The organism is Paenibacillus borealis, assembly GCF_000758665.1.
In the GTDB taxonomy this organism is placed as follows: domain Bacteria; phylum Bacillota; class Bacilli; order Paenibacillales; family Paenibacillaceae; genus Paenibacillus_AQ; species Paenibacillus_AQ borealis.
In genome coordinates, this window is sequence record NZ_CP009285.1 from 2,279,781 (window position 1) to 2,298,055 (window position 18,275).

Below are 18,275 nucleotides of genomic sequence, written 5' to 3' on the forward strand. Positions count from 1 at the left end.
CCGATTGGTATGTAGATTCAATGTTTTTTGCGAAGCTAGTCTTTATCGATAAGTTCAAGCTTTTCGAGGATTTTAATCGTTGTTAAGGCAGACAGCTGGACGGCCAGCTCCATGCTTTTCTCCGGGATTCCGTCTTTCTCCAAGGCAACCCTGTTCTCTGAGAAGACCTCTTCTGTTACCTGGCTGATGAGATTCTTGACGATTTCGTTATTCAAAGTGCACTCCTCCTCTCCCAAAAGATAGTCACAATATATTATTTCGGCTGAGACTGGAGTTTTTCTTTGAAAGAATAGAATTTATGTGCTTCCGCAATTCATGTTCCTGCTTTTAACTATGGGCACAGACATGATCCCCGATTTGTAGTAAACTGGAATGAATGTAAATTCTGCTCGCAATTATTCTACAGAAAAGAATGTGATATGTTTATGCAGCTTCAGGCTCGACTGCCGGCCAGGAAATGGCTGGAGAAATACCTTTCCGGGGAAGGGATGGATTACCGGCAAATTATAGCTTTATTTATTCCGATCCTGATTGACCAGGCCTTCATTATCGGGCTTAATCTGGTAAACACTGCGATGATCAGCTCCTCCGGCATGGCGGCGGTCAGTGCGGTGAATATGGTAGATTCACTGAATATATTCCTGATTAACGTGTTTGTTGCGATTGCGACCGGCGGGACGGTGGTCGTTGCGCAGTACAAAGGCAGCGGGAACGACCGGATGGTGTCCCAGGCTACGGCGGGTTCGGTCACCTCGGTATCGCTGATCGCCGTGGGGATTGGCCTCCTGCTCATGGGCTTCCACACGCCGATACTGAACCTGCTGTTCGGAACCGCTTCCGCCGAGGTACTGGATAATGCCCGGATCTATATGATCGGCAGCAGTATCTCTTATCTGGGGATCGCCGTGGTTCAGGCCGTGTGCGGTGCGCTGCGTGGCGTCGGCAGGACGCGGGCTTCGCTGATGCTGTCGCTGATCATGAATCTGCTGTATGTACTCCTGAACGTAGTCTTCATTAACCTGCTGGATATGGGTGTGCTGGGAATGACGCTTGCGGTCAACATCGCTCGGTATGCAGGCATGGTCTGTGCCTTGGTGTATCTGTTCAAGCTGGATACTGTGCTGCGTGTCCGTGTCCGCGACCTGTTTCATACCCCGATCTCCATGCTGCGCAGAATTATGTTCATCGGCGTGCCGTTTGCAGCGGAGCAGATGTTCTTCAACGGCGGCAAGCTGCTGACCCAGATCTTCATTGTCAGTCTTGGCACCTATGCCATTGCGACCAATGCGATCGCCGGCTCACTGGCGATGGTGTTTCAGATTCCGGCCAGTGCGCTGTCACTGACGATAGTGACGGTGGTCGGTCAATGTATCGGGCGGGGGGATGCTGCCGATGCCAGGAAGTTCATCAAGTCCTTCCTCTGGATCGGCTCAGCCTCTTATGCCTTGGTTGCCTTGATCCTGATGCCGCTTTTCCATCCGCTGGTGTCGATCTTCTCGCCGCCTGCCGAGATCATTGACGATTTGTTCGTGGTTCTGCTGGTGAATGCCATTGCCCAGGTTCCGCTATGGGCGGTCAGCTTCATTCTGCCGTCCGCGCTGCGGGCAGCGGGGGATTCCCGCTTCACCTCCATCACCTCCATGCTGTCAATGTGGCTGTTCCGGGTCGTATTCGGTTACATTCTCGGGATAGTGCTTGGCTACGGCGTCCTGGGCGTCTGGCTGGCAATGAACTGCGAGTGGGCGGTCCGCGGAGCTGTCTTTCTGTGGCGCTTCAGGGGCAAGAAGTGGTATGCGCACAAGCTGATTTAATCAGCTGTCTGCCGGAGGCTTCATGTAAGAGAAACGGCGCATTAATGAGCAAATCACCGGCTGCATAAGAGCAGGACCAAAGAGTGCGCTTTCATTCGTGATTGGACAGCATTCTTTGGCTTCTTTTGCCATCTGGAACATTTTACAATAAACGGCCATAAGCGTAAGATTCAAATCAACAACCGAATGAAATTGAACTGTTCTCAAATGCTGAATTCCGGTAGCGGGAACGGGGGAACCAATGGTGAATGCGGCTTTCGTACAGATGCTGACATTCACCCGGGGTGAATCCTTGCAGCGGGCCAACAAGCCGCTCCGGCAAGGTAGGGCAATCTCGATGCCCGAATCCGTCAGCTAACCCCGTAAGCTTCGAAGAGAGAGGATGAGCGCCATGATCGAATGACCGACCACGGAGAGCCCTGCCGCTTCTGTGGTCTTTTTGCTGCGCCTGCAGGACAGGGAAAGCGGTATAGATGAGGAGGAATAAATCTTATAACAACGATAATTAGAAGGTTTGGCGCGGTTCTTTACTGCTTGAAAGGAGGGAACTATTATCGTTACTGTATTTATCGTGTGCTTCTGGGTAGGGCTGCTGCTCCTCCTCAGCGGCGGAATTCATGGGCATGGCCTGGCGGGTCATCTGCATGCGGGGGGCGTTGATGCCGGAGGTCCGGGCTTTGTGCCGCTCCTCCCGCTGATGGTGTTTGTCACAGTCTGGGGAGCTACTGGTTATGTCTTTACCCGGTTCAGCGGAATGCACTTGCTTGCAGTGATACTGATCTGCACCGTGACGGCTTTGCTGCTGGGCTGTCTGATGTATACGGTGCTGGCCCGGGTAATGACCCGGTATGACAGCAGCATGAAAGAAATGGATTATGAGCAGGCGGGACAGCTGGGATACATCAGTATTGCTGCCTCGGACGGGGCGGTCGGGGAAATGAAATATGTGCTTCACGGCACGATGCGCTCCATAGGTGTACGGGCAGAAGCCGGCCAGCAGCTCGGGAAAGGTGACCGGGTCATTATTTTGAAGGTGAATAAAGGAATGGCGGCCGTAACCCTCTTCGAGCGGGAGACCGGACAATTATAAATAACGGGGAGTGTCTAACCATATGGTTATTCTTTATGTAATCGCAGCTATTGTTGTTGTCATCCTGCTGGCCTTGTTCAGTATCGTGAGCTCCTATAAAAAGGTTCCGCCCAATCAGGCAATGATTGTCTACGGTCTAGGCGGAAAAAGAGTAGTACAGGGCGGCGGGACATTCGTCATCCCCGGCTTCCAGAATAATAAGACCATCTCCATGATGCTGATGAGCTTCGATGTCATCCCCGCGCAGGCGATGTTCTCCCGGCAGGGCATCAAGCTCAACCTGGAGGCGGTAGCCCAGATTAAGATCAAAAGTGATCCGACCGCGATCCTAACGGCCAGCGAGCAGTTTATCGACCGGCCGGAAGAGGACCGCGAGACCATTATTCTGCATTCGGTAGAAGGCCATTTGCGCGGCCTAATCGGGCAACTGACCGTAGAATCCATTCTCAAGACACCTGACGAAATCAACAGCAAGATGCGGGAGACCTGCTCGGAGGATCTCGATAAGATGGGGCTTGAGGTGGTCAGCTTCACCATTAAGAAAATTACGGATGACAAAGGGTACATCGATAATATGGGGGTTCCGGAAATTGAGCGTATCCGCCGCGATGCCAGTATTGCCAAGGCTGAAGCGGAACGCGATATTCAGATTAAGCAGGCCGAGGCGGAGAAGGAATCCTCCATTGCCAAAGCCAATGCTCACCAGGCCACCATTGAAGCGGAAACCGCCGCCCGCGCGAAGGAATCCCTGTTCGAGAAGGAACTGAACATTAAGCAGGCGGACTTTAAGCTGGAGACAGAAGTGAAGAAGGCACAGGCGGATCTTGCCTATGAATTACAGCAGAACAAAATCAAGCAGTCGCTGGTTACCGAACAGGTCAAGATCACGCAGATGGAAGCGGAAGCGAACCGGACTGTACGGGAAATCGAAGTGGAGCTGAAACAGAAGGAGCTGGAGGCAACGGTGATCAAGCCTGCCGAGGCGGAGAATCAGGCTACGGTTATGAGAGCGGAAGCAGCCAAGCAGCGGCAAATTCTTGAGGCGGAAGCAGAGGCAGCCATGACGACCAAGCGCGGGTTGGCCACGGCGGAAGCAGAGCTGGCGAAGGGAAAAGCGAATGCAGAAATTGTCCAGTTGGCAGGAGCCGCAGAAGCCGGGGCACTGCAGAAGAAGGCCGAGGCTTACAAACAGTTTACGCAGGCCGCACTTACTGCAGAATATTTGAAGATTCTGCCTGAGCTGGCGGACCGGATCGCTTCTCCGCTGGCCAAGGTCGATAAGATTACAGTGATTTCCCAGGATGGAGCCTCAACCGGTGTGAACAAAATTACCGGTGATATCGCCAAAATCATGGCTCAGGTTCCTGAATTGACCCAGACACTTACCGGTATGAACGTGACCGAGGCGCTTAGCGGTCTGCTCGGCCGGGGGAATGAGCAGTAGGTCTGCAGCAGTGTATTCAATCAGCCCCGTACAGCGGCAAGAGCCTTCCGCCCTGTACGGGGCTGGTTTAGCTTGTCCGCATGCGCAGCTGAAACGTGGAAAGAGAACTTTTTTCGTATCATCCTGATTGAAAATGATCTATAAAAAGCACGGTACAATCTTTAGTTTCGGGTAAGACGCGTTTATGGCATTATGCTACGATTTGGGTTAAGAAAGGGGGCAGTCTTCAAATCTTGTAAGCGCTTAACTAAAATGAACCCAAATTCATACAGAGGAGGCAATGCATGAGTAGAATAATCAAGCAAGTCTTTCTGGTGTTACTGGCAGCGGTCCTGCTTCTTCCGGCAGGCTGGTATGCTCCGGCTGCACAAGCGGCGGCAGAGGTCACTAGAACGGTATATCACGAAACCTTTGCAGGTGGTGCAGGCATCGCCGTTCCATCAGGAGGCGCCAGCCTGAGTGCAGCCACGGGTATTTCTTTTGACGGGAATGCCGATGGGGCAGCGTTATATGTAAGTAACAGAGTGAACAACTGGGATGCGGCAGATTTCAAATTCAGCGATCTCGGTCTTGAGAACGGTAAAAAATACACCGTGACTGCTGTCGTCTATGTTGACGCCAGAGTGAGTCTGCCTGCAGGTGCAATGGCTGCCCTGCAAACGGTGAACAGCTACGGGAATTATGCAGAAGTGCCGTATGAAGCCGGCAAATCCGTTACGCTGACCAGAGAATTCACCGTGGATACCAGCAAGGATCAGGCCTTGCGCATTAATTCCAACGAAGCCGGAGCAGCAGTACCCTTTTACCTGGGGGATATTCTCTTCACAGAACAGGCAGCACCGGATGACGGGGAAGAGCCTGCCCGGGACCCGGCTCTGCCATTCCCTGCGATTACCTTTGAAGATCAGACGGCAGGCGGATTCACCGGCAGAGCCGGAACAGAGCAGCTTACCGTAACGGATGAGGAGAATCATACGGTGGACGGTTCCTACGCGCTGAAGGTGGAAGGCAGAACCTCTACCTGGCATGGGCCATCCCTTCGTGTGGAGAAGTACGTGGACAAGGGCAGTGAGTATAATATCTCCGCCTGGGTGAAGCTGATTGATCCGGCAAGCGCGCAGCTTCAGCTGTCTACGCAGGTGGGCAATGGCAGCAGCGCGAATTATGTGGCTCTGTCCGCCAAGACGATCAGCACCGTTGACGGATGGGTTGAATATGCGGGGAGCTACCGTTACAACAGTGTGGGCGGCGAGTATCTGACCCTTTATGTGGAGAGCTCTAATAACGCATCAGCCTCCTTTTATATCGACGATATCCGTTTTGAGCAGACAGGCACAGGCCCGGTTGATATACAGAAGGATCTGATTCCTGTAAAAGAGGCTTATCAGCATGATTTTCTGATCGGCAACGCCATTACTGCGGAGGATTTGGAAGGTGTCCGGCAGGAGCTGCTGACGATGCATCACAATGTCGCTACAGCCGGTAATGCCATGAAGCCGGATGCACTGCAGCCGACAAAGGGGAATTTCACTTTTGCTGCGGCGAATGACATGGTGGACAAAGTTCTGGCCGGCGGCATGCAGATGCACGGGCATGTACTGGTGTGGCATCAGCAGTCTCCGGTGTGGATGAATACGGCAACAGATGCTGAAGGGAAGACGATCCCCTTGGGACGGGAGGAAGCCCTCACGAATTTGAGAACGCATATCCGGACCGTCATGGAGCATTTCGCTGATAAAGTAATCTCCTGGGATGTGGTCAACGAAGCGATGAATGATAATCCCGCCAATCCTGCGAACTGGGAAGGGGCGCTGCGTCAATCTCCCTGGTATAATGCCATCGGGGCAGACTATGTGGAGCAGGCCTTCCTGGCAGCAAGAGAAGTGCTGGATGAACATCCGGAGTGGAATATCAAGCTCTATTACAATGATTACAACGAGGATAACCAGAATAAAGCCCAGGCGATCTACAGTATGGTCAAGGGCATCAATGATACGTATGCGCTTACACATCCCGGCAAGCTGCTGATTGATGGCATCGGAATGCAAGGGCACTACAGTATTAACACGAATCCCGACAACGTCAGAATGTCCCTCGAGAAGTTTATTTCCGCCGGGGTGGAAGTTAGCATTACCGAGCTTGATATTCAGGCCGGAAGCAATAATCAGCTGCCTGACAAGCTTGCGGAAGCCCAAGGGTACTTATACGCGCAGTTAATGGATATTTTCAAGTCCCACTCCGCCAATATTAAGCGTGTCACCTTCTGGGGCCTGGACGATCATACAAGCTGGAGAGCTTCCGCGAATCCGCTGCTGTTCGATAAGAACCTGCAGGCCAAACCGGCATACTACGGTGTCATTGATCCTGCTAAATATATGGCAGAGCATCAGCCGGATCAGACAGATGCCAATGTGTCAGAGGCGGTCTACGGCACACCTGTCATTGACGGGACGGCGGATACAGTCTGGACCACGGCTCCTGAGCTGGCGGTTAACCGGTATCAGCTGGCTTGGCAGGGCGCAAGCGGAACTGCCCGTACCCTGTGGGATGAGCAGAATTTGTATGTGCTGATCCAGGTCAGCGATGCGCAGCTCGACAAGAGCAATGCGAATGCATGGGAGCAGGATTCTGTCGAGATTTTCCTGGATGAGAATAATGGCAAGACCTCCTTCTACCAGGACGATGACGGACAGTTCAGAATCAATTATGACAACGAAACTTCTTTCAGTCCGGTCGCTATCGGGGAAGGCTTCGAGTCGGCAACCAAGGTATCCGGAACAAGCTACACTGTTGAAATGAAGATTCCGTTCAAAAAGGTAACGCCAGCCGGCGGCGCCAAAATCGGCTTCGACGCACAGATCAACGATGCCAAAGACGGCGCCCGGCAAAGTGTTGCCGCATGGAATGATACGAGCGGGAACGGCTATCAGGATACCTCTGTATACGGCGTGTTAACCCTTAAGGCGAAAGATGGCGATACGGAACCACCGGCAGCTACACCTACGCCAACGCCGACACCGGCTGCAACAGCAGAACCAACTGCGGAACCAACCGCAGAACCATCACCAACAGCTACACCAACCCCGGCACCCGGCGTTACGGACAACTTCAGCAGCAGTGCAGCTACCCCGAAGCCTGTTACCGCAGAGATTAAGGATGGCGTGGTTACGATCAGACCGGAGGTTAAGAACGAGGGAGGAGTGGCGAAGGCCACGGTTACGGGCGATATTCTAGGGAAAGCGCTGGAGCAGGCAGTCCCGGCAGCAGACGGCAGAAAACAAATCGTCATCGACATACCCGGGCAGACGGGTACCTCCTCTTATGAGGTAGAATTGCCGGTGCAGAGCATGAAAGGGCAGGGGAGCTTCGTGCTGGTGATTAAGACAGACCAAGCAACACTCGCGATTCCTAGCGGGCAGCTGGCTGGCCTTACAGCAACTACAGAATACGTATCCATTCGTATACAAGAGTCCCCTGCCTCCAGCCTGGACGCGGCAGCGCGCAGACTGACCGGCAATCGTCCGGTGATCGGGCTGAATCTGTCGGCCGGCGGCCAGAGTATTGCCTGGAACAACAAGGATGCACCTATTACGGTCTCTATTCCTTACAAGCCGGCAGTAGAAGAACTGGGCTATTCAGATTCACTCGTGGTCAGGCATCTCAATGAGAAGGGACACATAACAGCCGTCGTGAACAGCCGTTATAATGCGGCGGAAGGATCCCTTGTATTCCAGACATCAGAGTCCGGCACGTTTGCAGCAGCCTATGCTCCCTTGACGTTCACGGATCTGGGGAACCTGTCTTGGGCTGAGCAGGCTGTCGCTGCCATGGCGGCCCGAGGGATCATCACGGAAACCTCCGGCAGCAGCTTCTCACCAGCGGTATCCATGAGCAGAGCAGATTTCACCGCATCTCTAGTGAGAGTGCTTGAGCTCAAGGGCGCAGGTGAAGCTGGTGCGGGATTCAGCGATATCCGGAATAGTGCTGAATATAGCAAGGAGCTTGCTGCCGCGAAGCAGCTGGGGATCGTCAGCGGCTATGCAGATAACACCTTCAGACCGGACAATCCGGTCTCCCGCCAGGAGATGATGGTGATTGCAGCACGCGCCTTGAAATCAGCCGGGATAGCGGCTCACGGCAGCGGAACTCTGGATGCTTATGCGGATGCAGAGCAAATCTCCGCTTACGCCCGGGACAGCCTGGCAGCTCTGCTGAAATACGGGGTGGTGAACGGCAGGAACGGCAAGCTTGCCCCGGATGATACACTCACCCGCGCGGAAGCTGCGGTCATTCTGTATCGGATCTGGAAGCTGTAATTAGGATTTAGAGTCTTCTGATTGAGCGCAGCAACAGCCAGCCGCCGGGCGGATTCCCGGAGGCTGGCTGTTTATGTTGCAGGTTTATTTTCAAGTATAGCAGATCAGCGTCCGTTGTAATTCCGCACTAGCTCATCCATCACGCGGCTGGTGCGGATAGCGGTGCCGCGTCCCAGAAGCTCATCTACAATGGACTGGATCAGCGGCTGCTGGATATGGGGCGGGTGGGCAATGGATTCAGGGTGCGACCCGTCTTCCGTCCGGAGAATAACCGGCTGGTCAGCAAAGGTGGAGAAGGTGATGCTGCCGCGGCTGCCGACGATTTCTGTAACATCTTCGTTTGAATAGGCATTGAAACACCAGATGCCCATTCCATGGACGCCCGATTCAAACAGGTACCGCCCGGAAACCGTATCTTCCGGTGCATAAGGGCTTCCGAAGTTGGACGCATGTCCGCTGACATCCTTAATCGGGCCAAGCAGGAAATCGAGCAGATCCAGCGTATGGCTGCCCACATCCAGCAATAAGCCGCCGCCGGAAATGGCCGGGTCCACCCGCCAGTTCTCCTCACATACCGCCGCGAGCGGTTTAGTCATATGCAGGGTGCGCACGAATCTGATTTCGCCGATCGCTCCCGTATCCAGCCACTCCTTGACCTTGCGGAAGCGCGGAAGCCCTCTCCGGTAAGACAGCATTGTCGCGTCTCCAGGCGGCTTGGCAGGAGAAATCTTGCAGTTTATGCGAAATAATGGCCTGCTTCCAGATCGTCGATCAGTCCGGGCTGTACCGGCTGCCAGCCCAGAAGCTCACGTGTTGCCGCGCTTGCCTGCGCAGTGTTGTACAAGCTTGTGATGTCGAAGGCCGCGATAGCACCAAGGAAGCCGAAGTGGTCTGCGGCTTCTTCAGGGGTTATGCTGGCCGCCAGCACGCTCAATTGCCGCCCGATGACCGCGGCGATCCCGCGGAGCGGAATGCCTTCATCGCCGGCGCCCAGCAGCCGCGAGCCCGCCGGGGCGGATTCCAGCGCCAGGCGGTACAGCACCGCCGCATCCAGGCGGTGAACCGCCGGCCAGCGGTTCGTTCCATCGCCGATGTAGGCGGCGAAGCCCTTCTCCCGGGCGATGCGGATCATCATCGGCACAAAACCTCTATCGCCTTCGCCGTGCACGGACGGTGCAAGCGAGACGACGGATGCCCGGATGCCCCGCTCAGCCATTGCGATCACTGCTGCATCTATGGCATGCCCGTTCGCGTGCGCCGTGGTAATGTACGGCTTCCCGGAGCCTTCCAGCACCGCTCCCATAGCTTCAACGGCCCCCAAATCCAGGGCCAGCGCCCCCTCGAAGTCAGAGAAATCATTGGTGAACGCCAGATGAATCACGCCATCCGCAGCAGCGGCGCCGCTGCGCAGAGTATCAAGGTCTTTCAGTGTGCCGTACAATACTTCAGCCCCAGCCGCCTTTAATCCTGCGGCTTTCTCCTCAGAACGGCAAAGACCCGTCACGGTATGTCCCGCGCCGGTCAGTTCCCGGACGACCGCAGAACCGATGTACCCCGTTGCTCCTGTAACAAAAACATGCATAATGATATCCTCCTTCATAAGTTGACTGCCTGATCAAATTAAGCATAAACTATGAAGTGAACTCTAGGGCAAGCGGTCCAAAGGAGAATTAATGATGAAAATTCAGGAACTGGCGGACAGGATGGGACTCACGATCCATACGATCCGCTTTTATGAAAAGGAAGGCCTGCTCGATGAACGGCATGTGCGCCGGGAAAGCAACAATTACCGCAATTATTCAGAAGAGGCTGTACGGCGGCTGAAGCTCATCAAGAAGTTTCAGTCGATTGGCTGTTCGCTGGCTGAGCTAAAAGAGGCTCTGCAGGACCACGATACCAATGGCCGGACCAACCTGCAGATTATTGATTGGATTCACAGCAAGAAGCTGGTGATTGAACACAAGAAGGAAGAGTATGAGCAAATGCTGGTCACCCTTAACTGGATGCTGGAGTACCGGACGCTGCTGATGACAGATCCGCAGCGGGCGCAAGAGATGATGAAGAGCTGGCAGGCGGGCTCATCAGTGTGATCGTATGACAGTTCCCACACGCTTCAAGCGCCTGTATCATATTTCAGGCGCCTTAATGAAACAGGATAACCCGAAGGCAACAAGTAAAAGTGCAGCCAGTGCTTCAAACGCCGACAGACTGCTGCCTGCTTTTAACAGATTCAGTGCAACCTGCGGACCCGCTGAGGCCCCAATGAACAGCATAAGCGAATATACGGTGATTGCCGGGCCGCGCCTCTCTCCTGCGAGCAAGCCTATCAGTGATATCAGTACAGGTATCATGACGGAGATGCCGGAAATATAAACAATGCTCATTACGACAAGTACGGGCAGGCTGGAGCTTAATCCGACTGCGCCAAGGCCTGCGGCAGCGAGCAGAAGTCCGGCTTGGAGCGTTCGCTTGAAGCCGAATTTGGCTGCCAGACGTCCCGCAAACGGCGCCAGGATCATTCCCGCGAGTCCTGCGGCTCTTACCTGCATGAGCTGAGCGGCAGTAAGAGCAAAGGAAAGCTTCGTCAAATAGTCCTGAAATATCGTGTACATGCCGACAAACGTGAGAAGAATCGTCAGGCAGATCAGATAGCACAGCACAAGCCGTTTTTGGAGGAATAAGGCGGGCAGCTGTTTGTAGAGTGCGGCCAGCCCTGCCTTTGTCCTGATCTCTTCACCCCGCGGAATGAAGATGCTGAACAACACTGTGGCTACGAGACATAAGCCCCCATGAATATAAAATACATAACTCCAGCCCCATTTTTCACTGACCGCACTGCTGAACAGCTGCCCGGCGATGGCCGAAACAAGAAATCCGGTGCTTACAAAGCCCATGGCGGCAACTCTGCGTTCTTGCGGGAAGCTCTCGGCGACATAGATCATAACCGTCGGCGCAAAGGTTGCTGCGGCCAGTCCTTGTACTGCGCGGAGCGCAATCAGAGCAGATAGGCCCGGCGCCAGCCCCAGCATAGGGGTGATAAGACCAAGAGCCAGCAGACCTGAGAGCATCAGAGGCCAGCGGCCGAAACGCTCAGACAGTGGAGCAAACAGCAGGAATCCCAAGGCGTAAGCGAACGTAAAAGCACTGCTTGCCCATGCCACCCTGGCCGGCGATGCCTGAAAGGCATCAGCCAATAAGGAGCCTAACGGCAGCGTAACATAGATGCCGGATACGACAACAAGTGAACAAAGGACCAGAACGGCAGTTATCATAGAATACCGTGCAGGCGAATCAATCTGTTTCTGAACAGGTTCTGCCAAAAGTATCATCCATTCTTATGTGTATTCGTTATAGAGTATTGCTCTGCACTCATTATAATCTGCGCTTCATCGTGACCTTTGCCCGTTCCCTTTCACTTGTTGCCCGATCCTACACGAATTCCAGCCTGGCCTTTGAACGCAAATAAGCCCGCAAGCCATCCGGCTGCGGGTATTCATAGGACGTCAACTTATGGGACTGTCTCAATGGATTATTAAGAATGGTCGAGACGACAGGATTCGAACCTGCGGCCTCTTACTCCCGAAGCAAGCGCTCTACCAAGCTGAGCTACGTCTCGACGTGTGGAACAATTCGAATTATACGCCTGTATGTAAGCGCTGTAAATATCCTTTTTAGTACAGTTTACTGCCCTCACCCAGGCAATTTCCCTGCCCGAGATTGACAGATATCAGGCCGCTGGCTATACTGAAAATGTTAAAATGCAAATCGGACAAAACGTTGATGAAAACAAGTACGCCGGAGAATGGCTCCATCAGAGAACAGGTTCCTTTGCGGATTTCCCGCAATTGGCTGTGAGAACCTTGAAGGCAGGCCGGCAGAAAGCTAGTTTCGGAGTGCGGGGACAATCCCGCCGGGGGGCACCCGTTAACAGCCGCACAAGGCGATCGTCTGCAATAGTCCGTGTTCTCACGGAACAAGGCGATAACCAGGGTGGTACCGCGATAATCATCGTCCCTGAATCTAATTCAGGGGCGTTTTTTGTTTTTGATTTTTCGGGTAACTTTTTCGGGTAACAATGAGATTTCCGGCCAAAGTGCCGCACTAATGATGAGACGGGAGCTGTACATGATGAAAGCAAGTGAAATCCGTTCCAAATGGCTGCATTTTTTTGAGAGTAAAGGTCACCGCATTGAGCCGAGCGCATCGCTCGTGCCTCACAACGATCCATCGCTGCTGTGGATTAACGCAGGCATGGCGCCGCTGAAGGCCTACTTCGACGGACGGGAGATTCCTGAGAATCCCCGCCTGACTAACTCACAGAAATGTATCCGTACCAATGATATTGAGAACGTAGGCAAGACGCGCCGTCACCACACGTTCTTCGAGATGCTGGGTAACTTCTCCATCGGCGATTACTTCAAGGAAGAAGCAATTACCTGGGCATGGGAATTCCTGACCGGCAAGGAATGGATCGGCTTTGACGGCGACCGGATTTCCGTTACCGTGTATGCAGAGGACGAAGAAGCGTTCAAGCTGTGGAATGAAAAAGTCGGTCTGCCTGCAGAACGCATCATCAAGCTGGGCGACGAGAACTTCTGGGATATCGGCGAGGGCCCTTGCGGCCCTTGCTCGGAAATCTTCTATGACCGCGGCGAAGCTTACGGCAATGACATGAGTGATCCTGAGATGTATCCGGGCGGCGAGAACGAACGCTGGCTGGAAGTGTGGAACCTCGTGTTCTCGCAGTTCAACCATAATAAGGACGGCAGCTACACACCGCTTCCTAACAAGAATATTGATACCGGTGCAGGTCTGGAGCGCTTCGCTTCCATCCTGCAGGATGTGGACTCCAACTTCGATACCGATCTGTTCCAGCCGATTATCCAGAAGACTGCCGGTCTTGCCGGTGTAACCTACAAGGATAATGTTGAACAGGATATCGCGCTAAAAGTCATTGCTGACCACGTGCGTACCGTTACTTTTGCAGTAGGTGACGGAGTACTTCCTTCTAATGAAGGACGCGGATATATTATCCGCCGTCTGCTCCGCCGTGCCGTACGTTACGGCAAGACCCTGGGACTGGATCGTCCGTTCCTGCATGAGCTGACAGAGACCGTTGGCGACATTATGGGAGTATATTATCCTTCCGTTGTGGAGAACCGTGAATATATTGCCAAAATCATCCGTCTGGAAGAGGAACGCTTCCATGAAACACTGTCCGACGGTCTGGCTATCCTGGGCGAGATCAGCGCCAAAGCCAAAGCTGACGGCCTGAGTGCAATTGCCGGAGCCGACGCATTCAAGCTCTATGACACTTACGGCTTCCCGTTTGACCTGACCGAAGACTTCGCTTCCGAGCAAGGGCTTACGGTTGACCGTGAAGGCTTTGATGCCGCGATGCAGGAGCAGCGCGACCGTGCCAGAGCAGCACGCCAGGACAGTGCCAGCATGAAGATCCAGGGCGGCGCACTGGCCGAGCTGACGGTTAAAAGTGAATTTGTTGGATATAATGACACGGTAACCGAGTCCAAAGTGCTGGCAATTGTTGTTGACGGCGCACTTGTAGATGTCGTCAGCGAAGGCGCTGAATGCCAGGTTATTCTTGCAACGACTCCGTTCTACGCTGAGAGCGGCGGTCAAGTCAGCGACACCGGACTGTTGACCGGCGGCGCTGTGACTGCCAAGGTTACCGGACTCTTCAAAGCTCCGCACGGCCAGCATGTGCACCTTGTTACTGTCGAGGCCGGAGACCTGAAGGTTGGAGATACAGTCCGTGCCGAAGTGAACCGTGCACAGCGTGAAGATATCGTGAAGAACCATACGGCAACCCACCTGCTGCACAAAGCATTGAAGGAAGTGCTTGGCGGCCATGTCAATCAGGCAGGCTCGTTAGTAGAAGGCTCGCGCCTGCGCTTTGACTTCTCGCATTTCGGAGCTATCACGCCGGAGGAGCTTAGCGACATTGAGCAGCGCGTGAACGCCCAGATCTGGCGCGGCCTGGACGTAGTCATTGAGAACAAGCCGATTGATGAAGCCAAAGCTATGGGAGCGATGGCACTCTTCGGAGAGAAATACGGCAATATCGTCCGTGTCGTGCAGGTCGGCGACTACAGCCTTGAGCTGTGCGGCGGATGCCATGTAGCCAATACATCGCAGATCGGAATCTTCAAGCTGCTCAGCGAGAGCGGCATCGGTTCCGGTGTGCGCCGGATCGAAGCGGTTACCGGCCGCTATGCCTACCAGTTCACAGAGAGCCAGCTGGACTTGCTGAAGCAATCGGCAGCACTGCTGAAGTCCTCGCTTACGGATGTGCCTAAGCGGATCGAAGCCCTGCATGCCCAGGTTCGTGAGCTGGGCCGCGAGAATGAATCCCTGCAGTCTAAGCTGAGCGCGACCTTTGCAGCTGAGCTGACCAGCAGTGTGATTACAGTAGGCGGCGGTACGCAGCTGCTGGCGGTATCCGTCCAAGCCGGCAATATCGATGCACTGCGCTCGACCGCAGATGAACTGAAATCCAAGCTTCCGGATGCCGTACTGGTACTCGGTGCAGTGATGGATGACAAAGTGAACTTTGTGGTTGCTGTGCCGCAGGACCTGGTGAAGAAAGGCTTCCACGCCGGCAAGCTGGTTAAAGAAATCGCTGCTGTCTGCGGCGGCGGCGGCGGCGGACGTCCGGACATGGCACAGGCTGGCGGCAAGGATGCCTCCAAGCTGGGCGAAGCACTGAAGAAGGCCGAAGAGCTTGTAGCTGCATTGGCTTAAGGGAATGCCTGAAATAGCTTAGAAACCACCCGGATGAAGATACAGCGGTACTGAGGGCAACATATCAGTGCCGCTGCTTTATTCACAAAATGTATAATTTTTTGGGTTATTCATTATTGACCCGGGGCTTGCAATAGCTTAAAAACCAAAAAAACATCTATATTTGTAGATAAAATGCCAAAAAAAGCGCTTTTACAGTGGCAGGATTTCCTCGTTGGGCCATGAATATGTTATGATGAAGGCAGCAAGTAAGCTGTACAGCAGCAACTTTGCGAAGCCGCCCGAATAGGGGTGATTTTGCAGAAGGAAGGTGTCACAAATGGACTCCATGGACAAAACGGTCAAATTCAATGTGAAGGGCGACGAAAAGGAAGCTTCTCCCCAGGAAATTTTACTCGCCGTGTACGACGCGCTGGTGGAGAAGGAATATCATCCGATCAACCAGATCGTAGGGTATCTTCTTTCCGGAGATCCGGCTTACATTCCGCGCCACAACAATGCGAGAAGTTTGGTCCGGAGAAAAGAACGTGATGAGCTGATTGAGGAACTGGTCCGTTTCTATCTGGCCAATCATCGGGTGGATCAGCCGAAATGATGAAGAAGCTGGGACTGGATTACGGCGACCGCAGAATCGGTGTTGCCACAAGCGATATTTTCGGATGGACAGCGCAGGCTCTGGAGACGATTGAGCGGCGCGGAAACGGCAACGAATTCGACCGTATCCGTGAACTGGTCAAGGAGTACGAAATCGGTGAGATTGTCGTTGGACTGCCGAAGAATATGAACGGCTCAGTAGGACCCCGTGGCGAAATATGCATCGAATTCGCAGACCAGCTGCGGGAGCAACTTGATTTACCCGTACACCTTTGGGATGAGCGTCTGACGACGGTATCCGCTGAGCGGGTGCTGATTGATGGGGACGTCAGTCGGAAGAAACGCAAAGGGATTGTGGACAAAATGGCCGCAGCCCTGATTTTGCAAAATTTTTTGGATGCTAACAGTAAAAGGTGAGGGGTGTGCGGATATGACAAACGAGCAGATCGGCCAAGAAGAAGAACCGGAAATTATCTATATCCCTGATGAGGAAGGTAATGAAGAGGAATTTGAGGTCATCATGAAGTTTGAAGTCGACGGATCGGATGCGAAGTATATGATGGTGGTTCCACTCGATTCCGAGGATGAAGAGACCGATGAGGTCTATGCGTTCCGTTACGAAGAAGACGGCGATGACTTGCAGCTCTTCATGATCGAGAATGACGAGGAATGGGCTATTGTAGAAGAAACCTTCAATACTTTGGTAGATGAGCTGGATGGAGGAGCGGAGAATGACTGATTTTTCCGCTGATCAAGCGGTATGGACTTCGAAGCTCAAAGAGGTATACGGAGAAACAGTAGAACTGGAAGATGAGCAGGGGAAGTCTTCCGTTTACGATATTATTGCTGAATTTGCTGTCGGTGACCGTGCTTATGCTGTTTTGGCCGGTTCAGGAAGAGCTGCGGAGCAGGAAATTCTGCGGATCGTGGTTTCCCCTGACGGGCTTCCTGAGCTGGAGAGCATTATGGACGATGAAGAGTGGGAGGATGTTTCCGAGCTGTATGATGAGCTCACCTTCCCTGCTGAAGACACCGAATAATACCATAGCACTAGCACGGAAGAGGGCGGATTTTTTTCCGCGCTCTTTTTGCTTGGAATGCAGGAAATAAAAAAAGTGTTGAATTTAAACCAATACAATTTTATACTTTATAGTCGGAAAGTGAGGCGTAACATTTGAAAGCCGTGATCCGCACTGTGCTCATCTTAATTCTTGTCCTGGCAGCTGCCGCAGGGGGAGGAGCATGGTACATCTGGAATGGAATGCAGCCGGTAGAGCCCGCAGGGCCGGCCGTAACGGTTACGATAGAGAAGGGTATGGGAAGCTCGCAAATTGCCGACCTGCTCGAAGAAAAGGGAATTATCAAGAACGGATTATTTTTTAAAGGGTATCTGAAATGGGTCCAGGAGGGCTCCAGCTTCAAGGCAGGAACCTATAACGTGAGTCCGGGCGACTCATATGATACCCTGATCAGCCGGATGAACGAAGGGGATGTTGTGAAGGAAGAGACTGTTGTATTCACGATCCCTGAAGGGTACACGGCGGTTCAGGTGGCAGATAAGCTGGCTGAAGCGTGGGGTCAGAAGGCTGAGGTTTTCCTGCAGTTGATAGATTCAGGTGCTGGGCTTGAGGCAGTAGGAACTTTAGGGATTCCGGAGAATAAGGAGCTGCGGCACCGTCTTGAAGGGTATCTGTTCCCGGAAACCTATGAGCTGGCCAAGGACAGCACTCCTCAGCAGGTCATCGAGGCTATGCTGGAGCAGCTGGTGAAGAAGCTGGATACGATTCCTGAGTGGAAGGCGAAGCTGGCAAACCGCGGACTTACATTGCATGAGCTCATGACTGTTGCTTCGCTCGTAGAGCGTGAGGTTGTAGTGAACGAGGAACGTCCACTGGTCGCCGGAATCATCTATAACAGACTGGACAAGGGGCAGAAGCTGGAGATTGACGCTACGGTCCAGTATTTGCTGGACAAGCAGAAGGAACGGCTCTACGAGAAGGATCTGAAGGTGGAGAGCCCTTATAATACGTACAAGCAGGAGGGACTTCCGCCTGGACCGATCAGCAGCCCGGGGCTTGCCTCCATTGAAGCCGCGATGACTCCGGAAATATCGGAATATTTCTTCTATGTGACCAAGAAGGATGGTTCCCAGGGGCATTTATTCGCCAAGACCTATAAGGAACATTTAGCCAATATCGAAAAAAGCAAACAAAATCAGTAGGAACGAGCTACAATAGTATGGATGCGATAGGCACAGG

At 53.3% G+C, this 18,275-nt stretch carries 15 protein-coding genes, 1 tRNA gene and 1 riboswitch; of the genes, 11 read left to right on the top strand and 5 right to left on the bottom strand.

The window, feature by feature from the left end:
• Positions 1 to 35: 35 nt before the first annotated feature.
• Entirely contained in the window at positions 36 to 215 is a 180-nt protein-coding gene (locus PBOR_RS09510; RefSeq protein WP_042211460.1) for a hypothetical protein, read from the bottom strand.
• 210 nt (positions 216 to 425) lie between these two features.
• On the opposite strand from PBOR_RS09510, the gene PBOR_RS09515 reads away from it, so the two are divergent.
• The 4 genes from PBOR_RS09515 to PBOR_RS09530 all read left to right on the top strand — a co-directional run bounded on the left by PBOR_RS09515 (position 426) and on the right by PBOR_RS09530 (position 8,661).
• A complete protein-coding gene (locus PBOR_RS09515) occupies positions 426 to 1,811 on the top strand; it encodes an MATE family efflux transporter (RefSeq protein ID WP_425415534.1) in 1,386 nt (461 codons plus the stop codon).
• A 198-nt stretch (positions 1,812 to 2,009) separates the two neighbouring features.
• Positions 2,010 to 2,195, top strand: a riboswitch (cyclic di-AMP (ydaO/yuaA leader).
• A 169-nt stretch (positions 2,196 to 2,364) separates the two neighbouring features.
• On the top strand, positions 2,365 to 2,901 hold the full coding sequence (locus tag PBOR_RS09520) for an NfeD family membrane protein (protein WP_483823613.1): 537 nt from the start codon (positions 2,365 to 2,367) through the stop codon (positions 2,899 to 2,901).
• A gap of 22 nt (positions 2,902 to 2,923) precedes the next feature.
• Positions 2,924 to 4,345, top strand: a complete 1,422-nt coding sequence (locus tag PBOR_RS09525; protein WP_042211463.1) for a flotillin family protein — start codon at positions 2,924 to 2,926, stop codon at positions 4,343 to 4,345.
• Positions 4,346 to 4,629: 284 nt separating this feature from the next.
• Complete coding sequence (locus PBOR_RS09530; RefSeq protein ID WP_042211464.1) at positions 4,630 to 8,661, top strand: glycoside hydrolase family 10 protein; 4,032 nt, start codon at positions 4,630 to 4,632, stop codon at positions 8,659 to 8,661.
• Between the two features lie 104 nt (positions 8,662 to 8,765).
• On the opposite strand, the gene PBOR_RS09535 is transcribed toward PBOR_RS09530, so the two are convergent.
• Together PBOR_RS09535 and PBOR_RS09540 are read right to left on the bottom strand one after the other, a co-directional pair.
• Positions 8,766 to 9,356, bottom strand: coding sequence for a Gfo/Idh/MocA family protein (locus PBOR_RS09535; RefSeq protein WP_052429404.1), 591 nt, complete (start codon positions 9,354 to 9,356; stop codon positions 8,766 to 8,768).
• A 41-nt stretch (positions 9,357 to 9,397) separates the two neighbouring features.
• Positions 9,398 to 10,243: an SDR family oxidoreductase gene (locus PBOR_RS09540; RefSeq protein WP_042211465.1), complete on the bottom strand. Its 846-nt coding sequence runs from the start codon at positions 10,241 to 10,243 to the stop codon at positions 9,398 to 9,400.
• Positions 10,244 to 10,334: 91 nt separating this feature from the next.
• Between PBOR_RS09540 and PBOR_RS09545 the strand changes: the two genes are divergently transcribed.
• Positions 10,335 to 10,751 (top strand): MerR family transcriptional regulator, encoded by a 417-nt coding sequence (locus PBOR_RS09545; protein ID WP_042211466.1) that lies wholly within the window; start codon positions 10,335 to 10,337, stop codon positions 10,749 to 10,751.
• Between the two features lie 36 nt (positions 10,752 to 10,787).
• On the opposite strand, the gene PBOR_RS09550 is transcribed toward PBOR_RS09545, so the two are convergent.
• Complete coding sequence (locus tag PBOR_RS09550; protein ID WP_218918894.1) at positions 10,788 to 11,933, bottom strand: MFS transporter; 1,146 nt, start codon at positions 11,931 to 11,933, stop codon at positions 10,788 to 10,790.
• Between the two features lie 267 nt (positions 11,934 to 12,200).
• Positions 12,201 to 12,277: transfer RNA gene (locus tag PBOR_RS09555), tRNA-Pro, on the bottom strand.
• 512 nt (positions 12,278 to 12,789) lie between these two features.
• Here PBOR_RS09555 and alaS point away from each other — a divergent pair.
• The 6 genes from alaS to mltG all read left to right on the top strand — a co-directional run bounded on the left by alaS (position 12,790) and on the right by mltG (position 18,238).
• Positions 12,790 to 15,423, top strand: coding sequence for an alanine--tRNA ligase (gene alaS / locus PBOR_RS09565; RefSeq protein WP_042211469.1), 2,634 nt, complete (start codon positions 12,790 to 12,792; stop codon positions 15,421 to 15,423).
• Between the two features lie 319 nt (positions 15,424 to 15,742).
• Positions 15,743 to 16,018 carry an IreB family regulatory phosphoprotein gene (locus tag PBOR_RS09570; RefSeq protein ID WP_036696603.1) on the top strand — a complete coding sequence of 92 codons (276 nt, stop codon included), beginning with the start codon at positions 15,743 to 15,745 and terminating at the stop codon, positions 16,016 to 16,018.
• Positions 16,018 to 16,434 carry a Holliday junction resolvase RuvX gene (gene ruvX, locus PBOR_RS09575; RefSeq protein WP_042219175.1) on the top strand — a complete coding sequence of 139 codons (417 nt, stop codon included), beginning with the start codon at positions 16,018 to 16,020 and terminating at the stop codon, positions 16,432 to 16,434. Before PBOR_RS09570 ends, ruvX begins: the two co-directional genes overlap by 1 nt.
• A gap of 13 nt (positions 16,435 to 16,447) precedes the next feature.
• On the top strand, positions 16,448 to 16,756 hold the full coding sequence (locus tag PBOR_RS09580; RefSeq protein ID WP_036696606.1) for a DUF1292 domain-containing protein: 309 nt from the start codon (positions 16,448 to 16,450) through the stop codon (positions 16,754 to 16,756).
• The gene (locus tag PBOR_RS09585; RefSeq protein ID WP_039295631.1) at positions 16,749 to 17,057 is read left to right on the top strand and encodes a DUF1292 domain-containing protein; all 309 of its coding nucleotides are present in this window, start codon (positions 16,749 to 16,751) and stop codon (positions 17,055 to 17,057) included. The genes PBOR_RS09580 and PBOR_RS09585 overlap by 8 nt, the downstream gene beginning before the upstream one ends.
• Before the next feature lie 134 nt (positions 17,058 to 17,191).
• A complete protein-coding gene (gene mltG / locus PBOR_RS09590) occupies positions 17,192 to 18,238 on the top strand; it encodes an endolytic transglycosylase MltG (protein WP_245648103.1) in 1,047 nt (348 codons plus the stop codon).
• Positions 18,239 to 18,275: the final 37 nt, after the last annotated feature.

Excerpts from the sequence above, each read along its gene's own strand:
- PBOR_RS09515 (WP_425415534.1), top strand. The coding sequence starts at position 426 with ATGCAGCTTCAGGCTCGACTGCCGGCCAGGAAATGGCTGGAGAAATAC.
- PBOR_RS09525 (WP_042211463.1), top strand. The coding sequence starts at position 2,924 with ATGGTTATTCTTTATGTAATCGCAGCTATTGTTGTTGTCATCCTGCTG.
- PBOR_RS09530 (WP_042211464.1), top strand. The coding sequence starts at position 4,630 with ATGAGTAGAATAATCAAGCAAGTCTTTCTGGTGTTACTGGCAGCGGTC.
- PBOR_RS09535 (WP_052429404.1), bottom strand. The coding sequence starts at position 9,356 with ATGCTGTCTTACCGGAGAGGGCTTCCGCGCTTCCGCAAGGTCAAGGAG.
- PBOR_RS09540 (WP_042211465.1), bottom strand. The coding sequence starts at position 10,243 with ATGCATGTTTTTGTTACAGGAGCAACGGGGTACATCGGTTCTGCGGTC.
- PBOR_RS09545 (WP_042211466.1), top strand. The coding sequence starts at position 10,335 with ATGATGAAAATTCAGGAACTGGCGGACAGGATGGGACTCACGATCCAT.
- PBOR_RS09550 (WP_218918894.1), bottom strand. The coding sequence starts at position 11,933 with ATGATAACTGCCGTTCTGGTCCTTTGTTCACTTGTTGTCGTATCCGGC.
- alaS (WP_042211469.1), top strand. The coding sequence starts at position 12,790 with ATGAAAGCAAGTGAAATCCGTTCCAAATGGCTGCATTTTTTTGAGAGT.
- PBOR_RS09570 (WP_036696603.1), top strand. The coding sequence starts at position 15,743 with ATGGACTCCATGGACAAAACGGTCAAATTCAATGTGAAGGGCGACGAA.
- ruvX (WP_042219175.1), top strand. The coding sequence starts at position 16,018 with ATGAAGAAGCTGGGACTGGATTACGGCGACCGCAGAATCGGTGTTGCC.
- PBOR_RS09580 (WP_036696606.1), top strand. The coding sequence starts at position 16,448 with ATGACAAACGAGCAGATCGGCCAAGAAGAAGAACCGGAAATTATCTAT.
- PBOR_RS09585 (WP_039295631.1), top strand. The coding sequence starts at position 16,749 with ATGACTGATTTTTCCGCTGATCAAGCGGTATGGACTTCGAAGCTCAAA.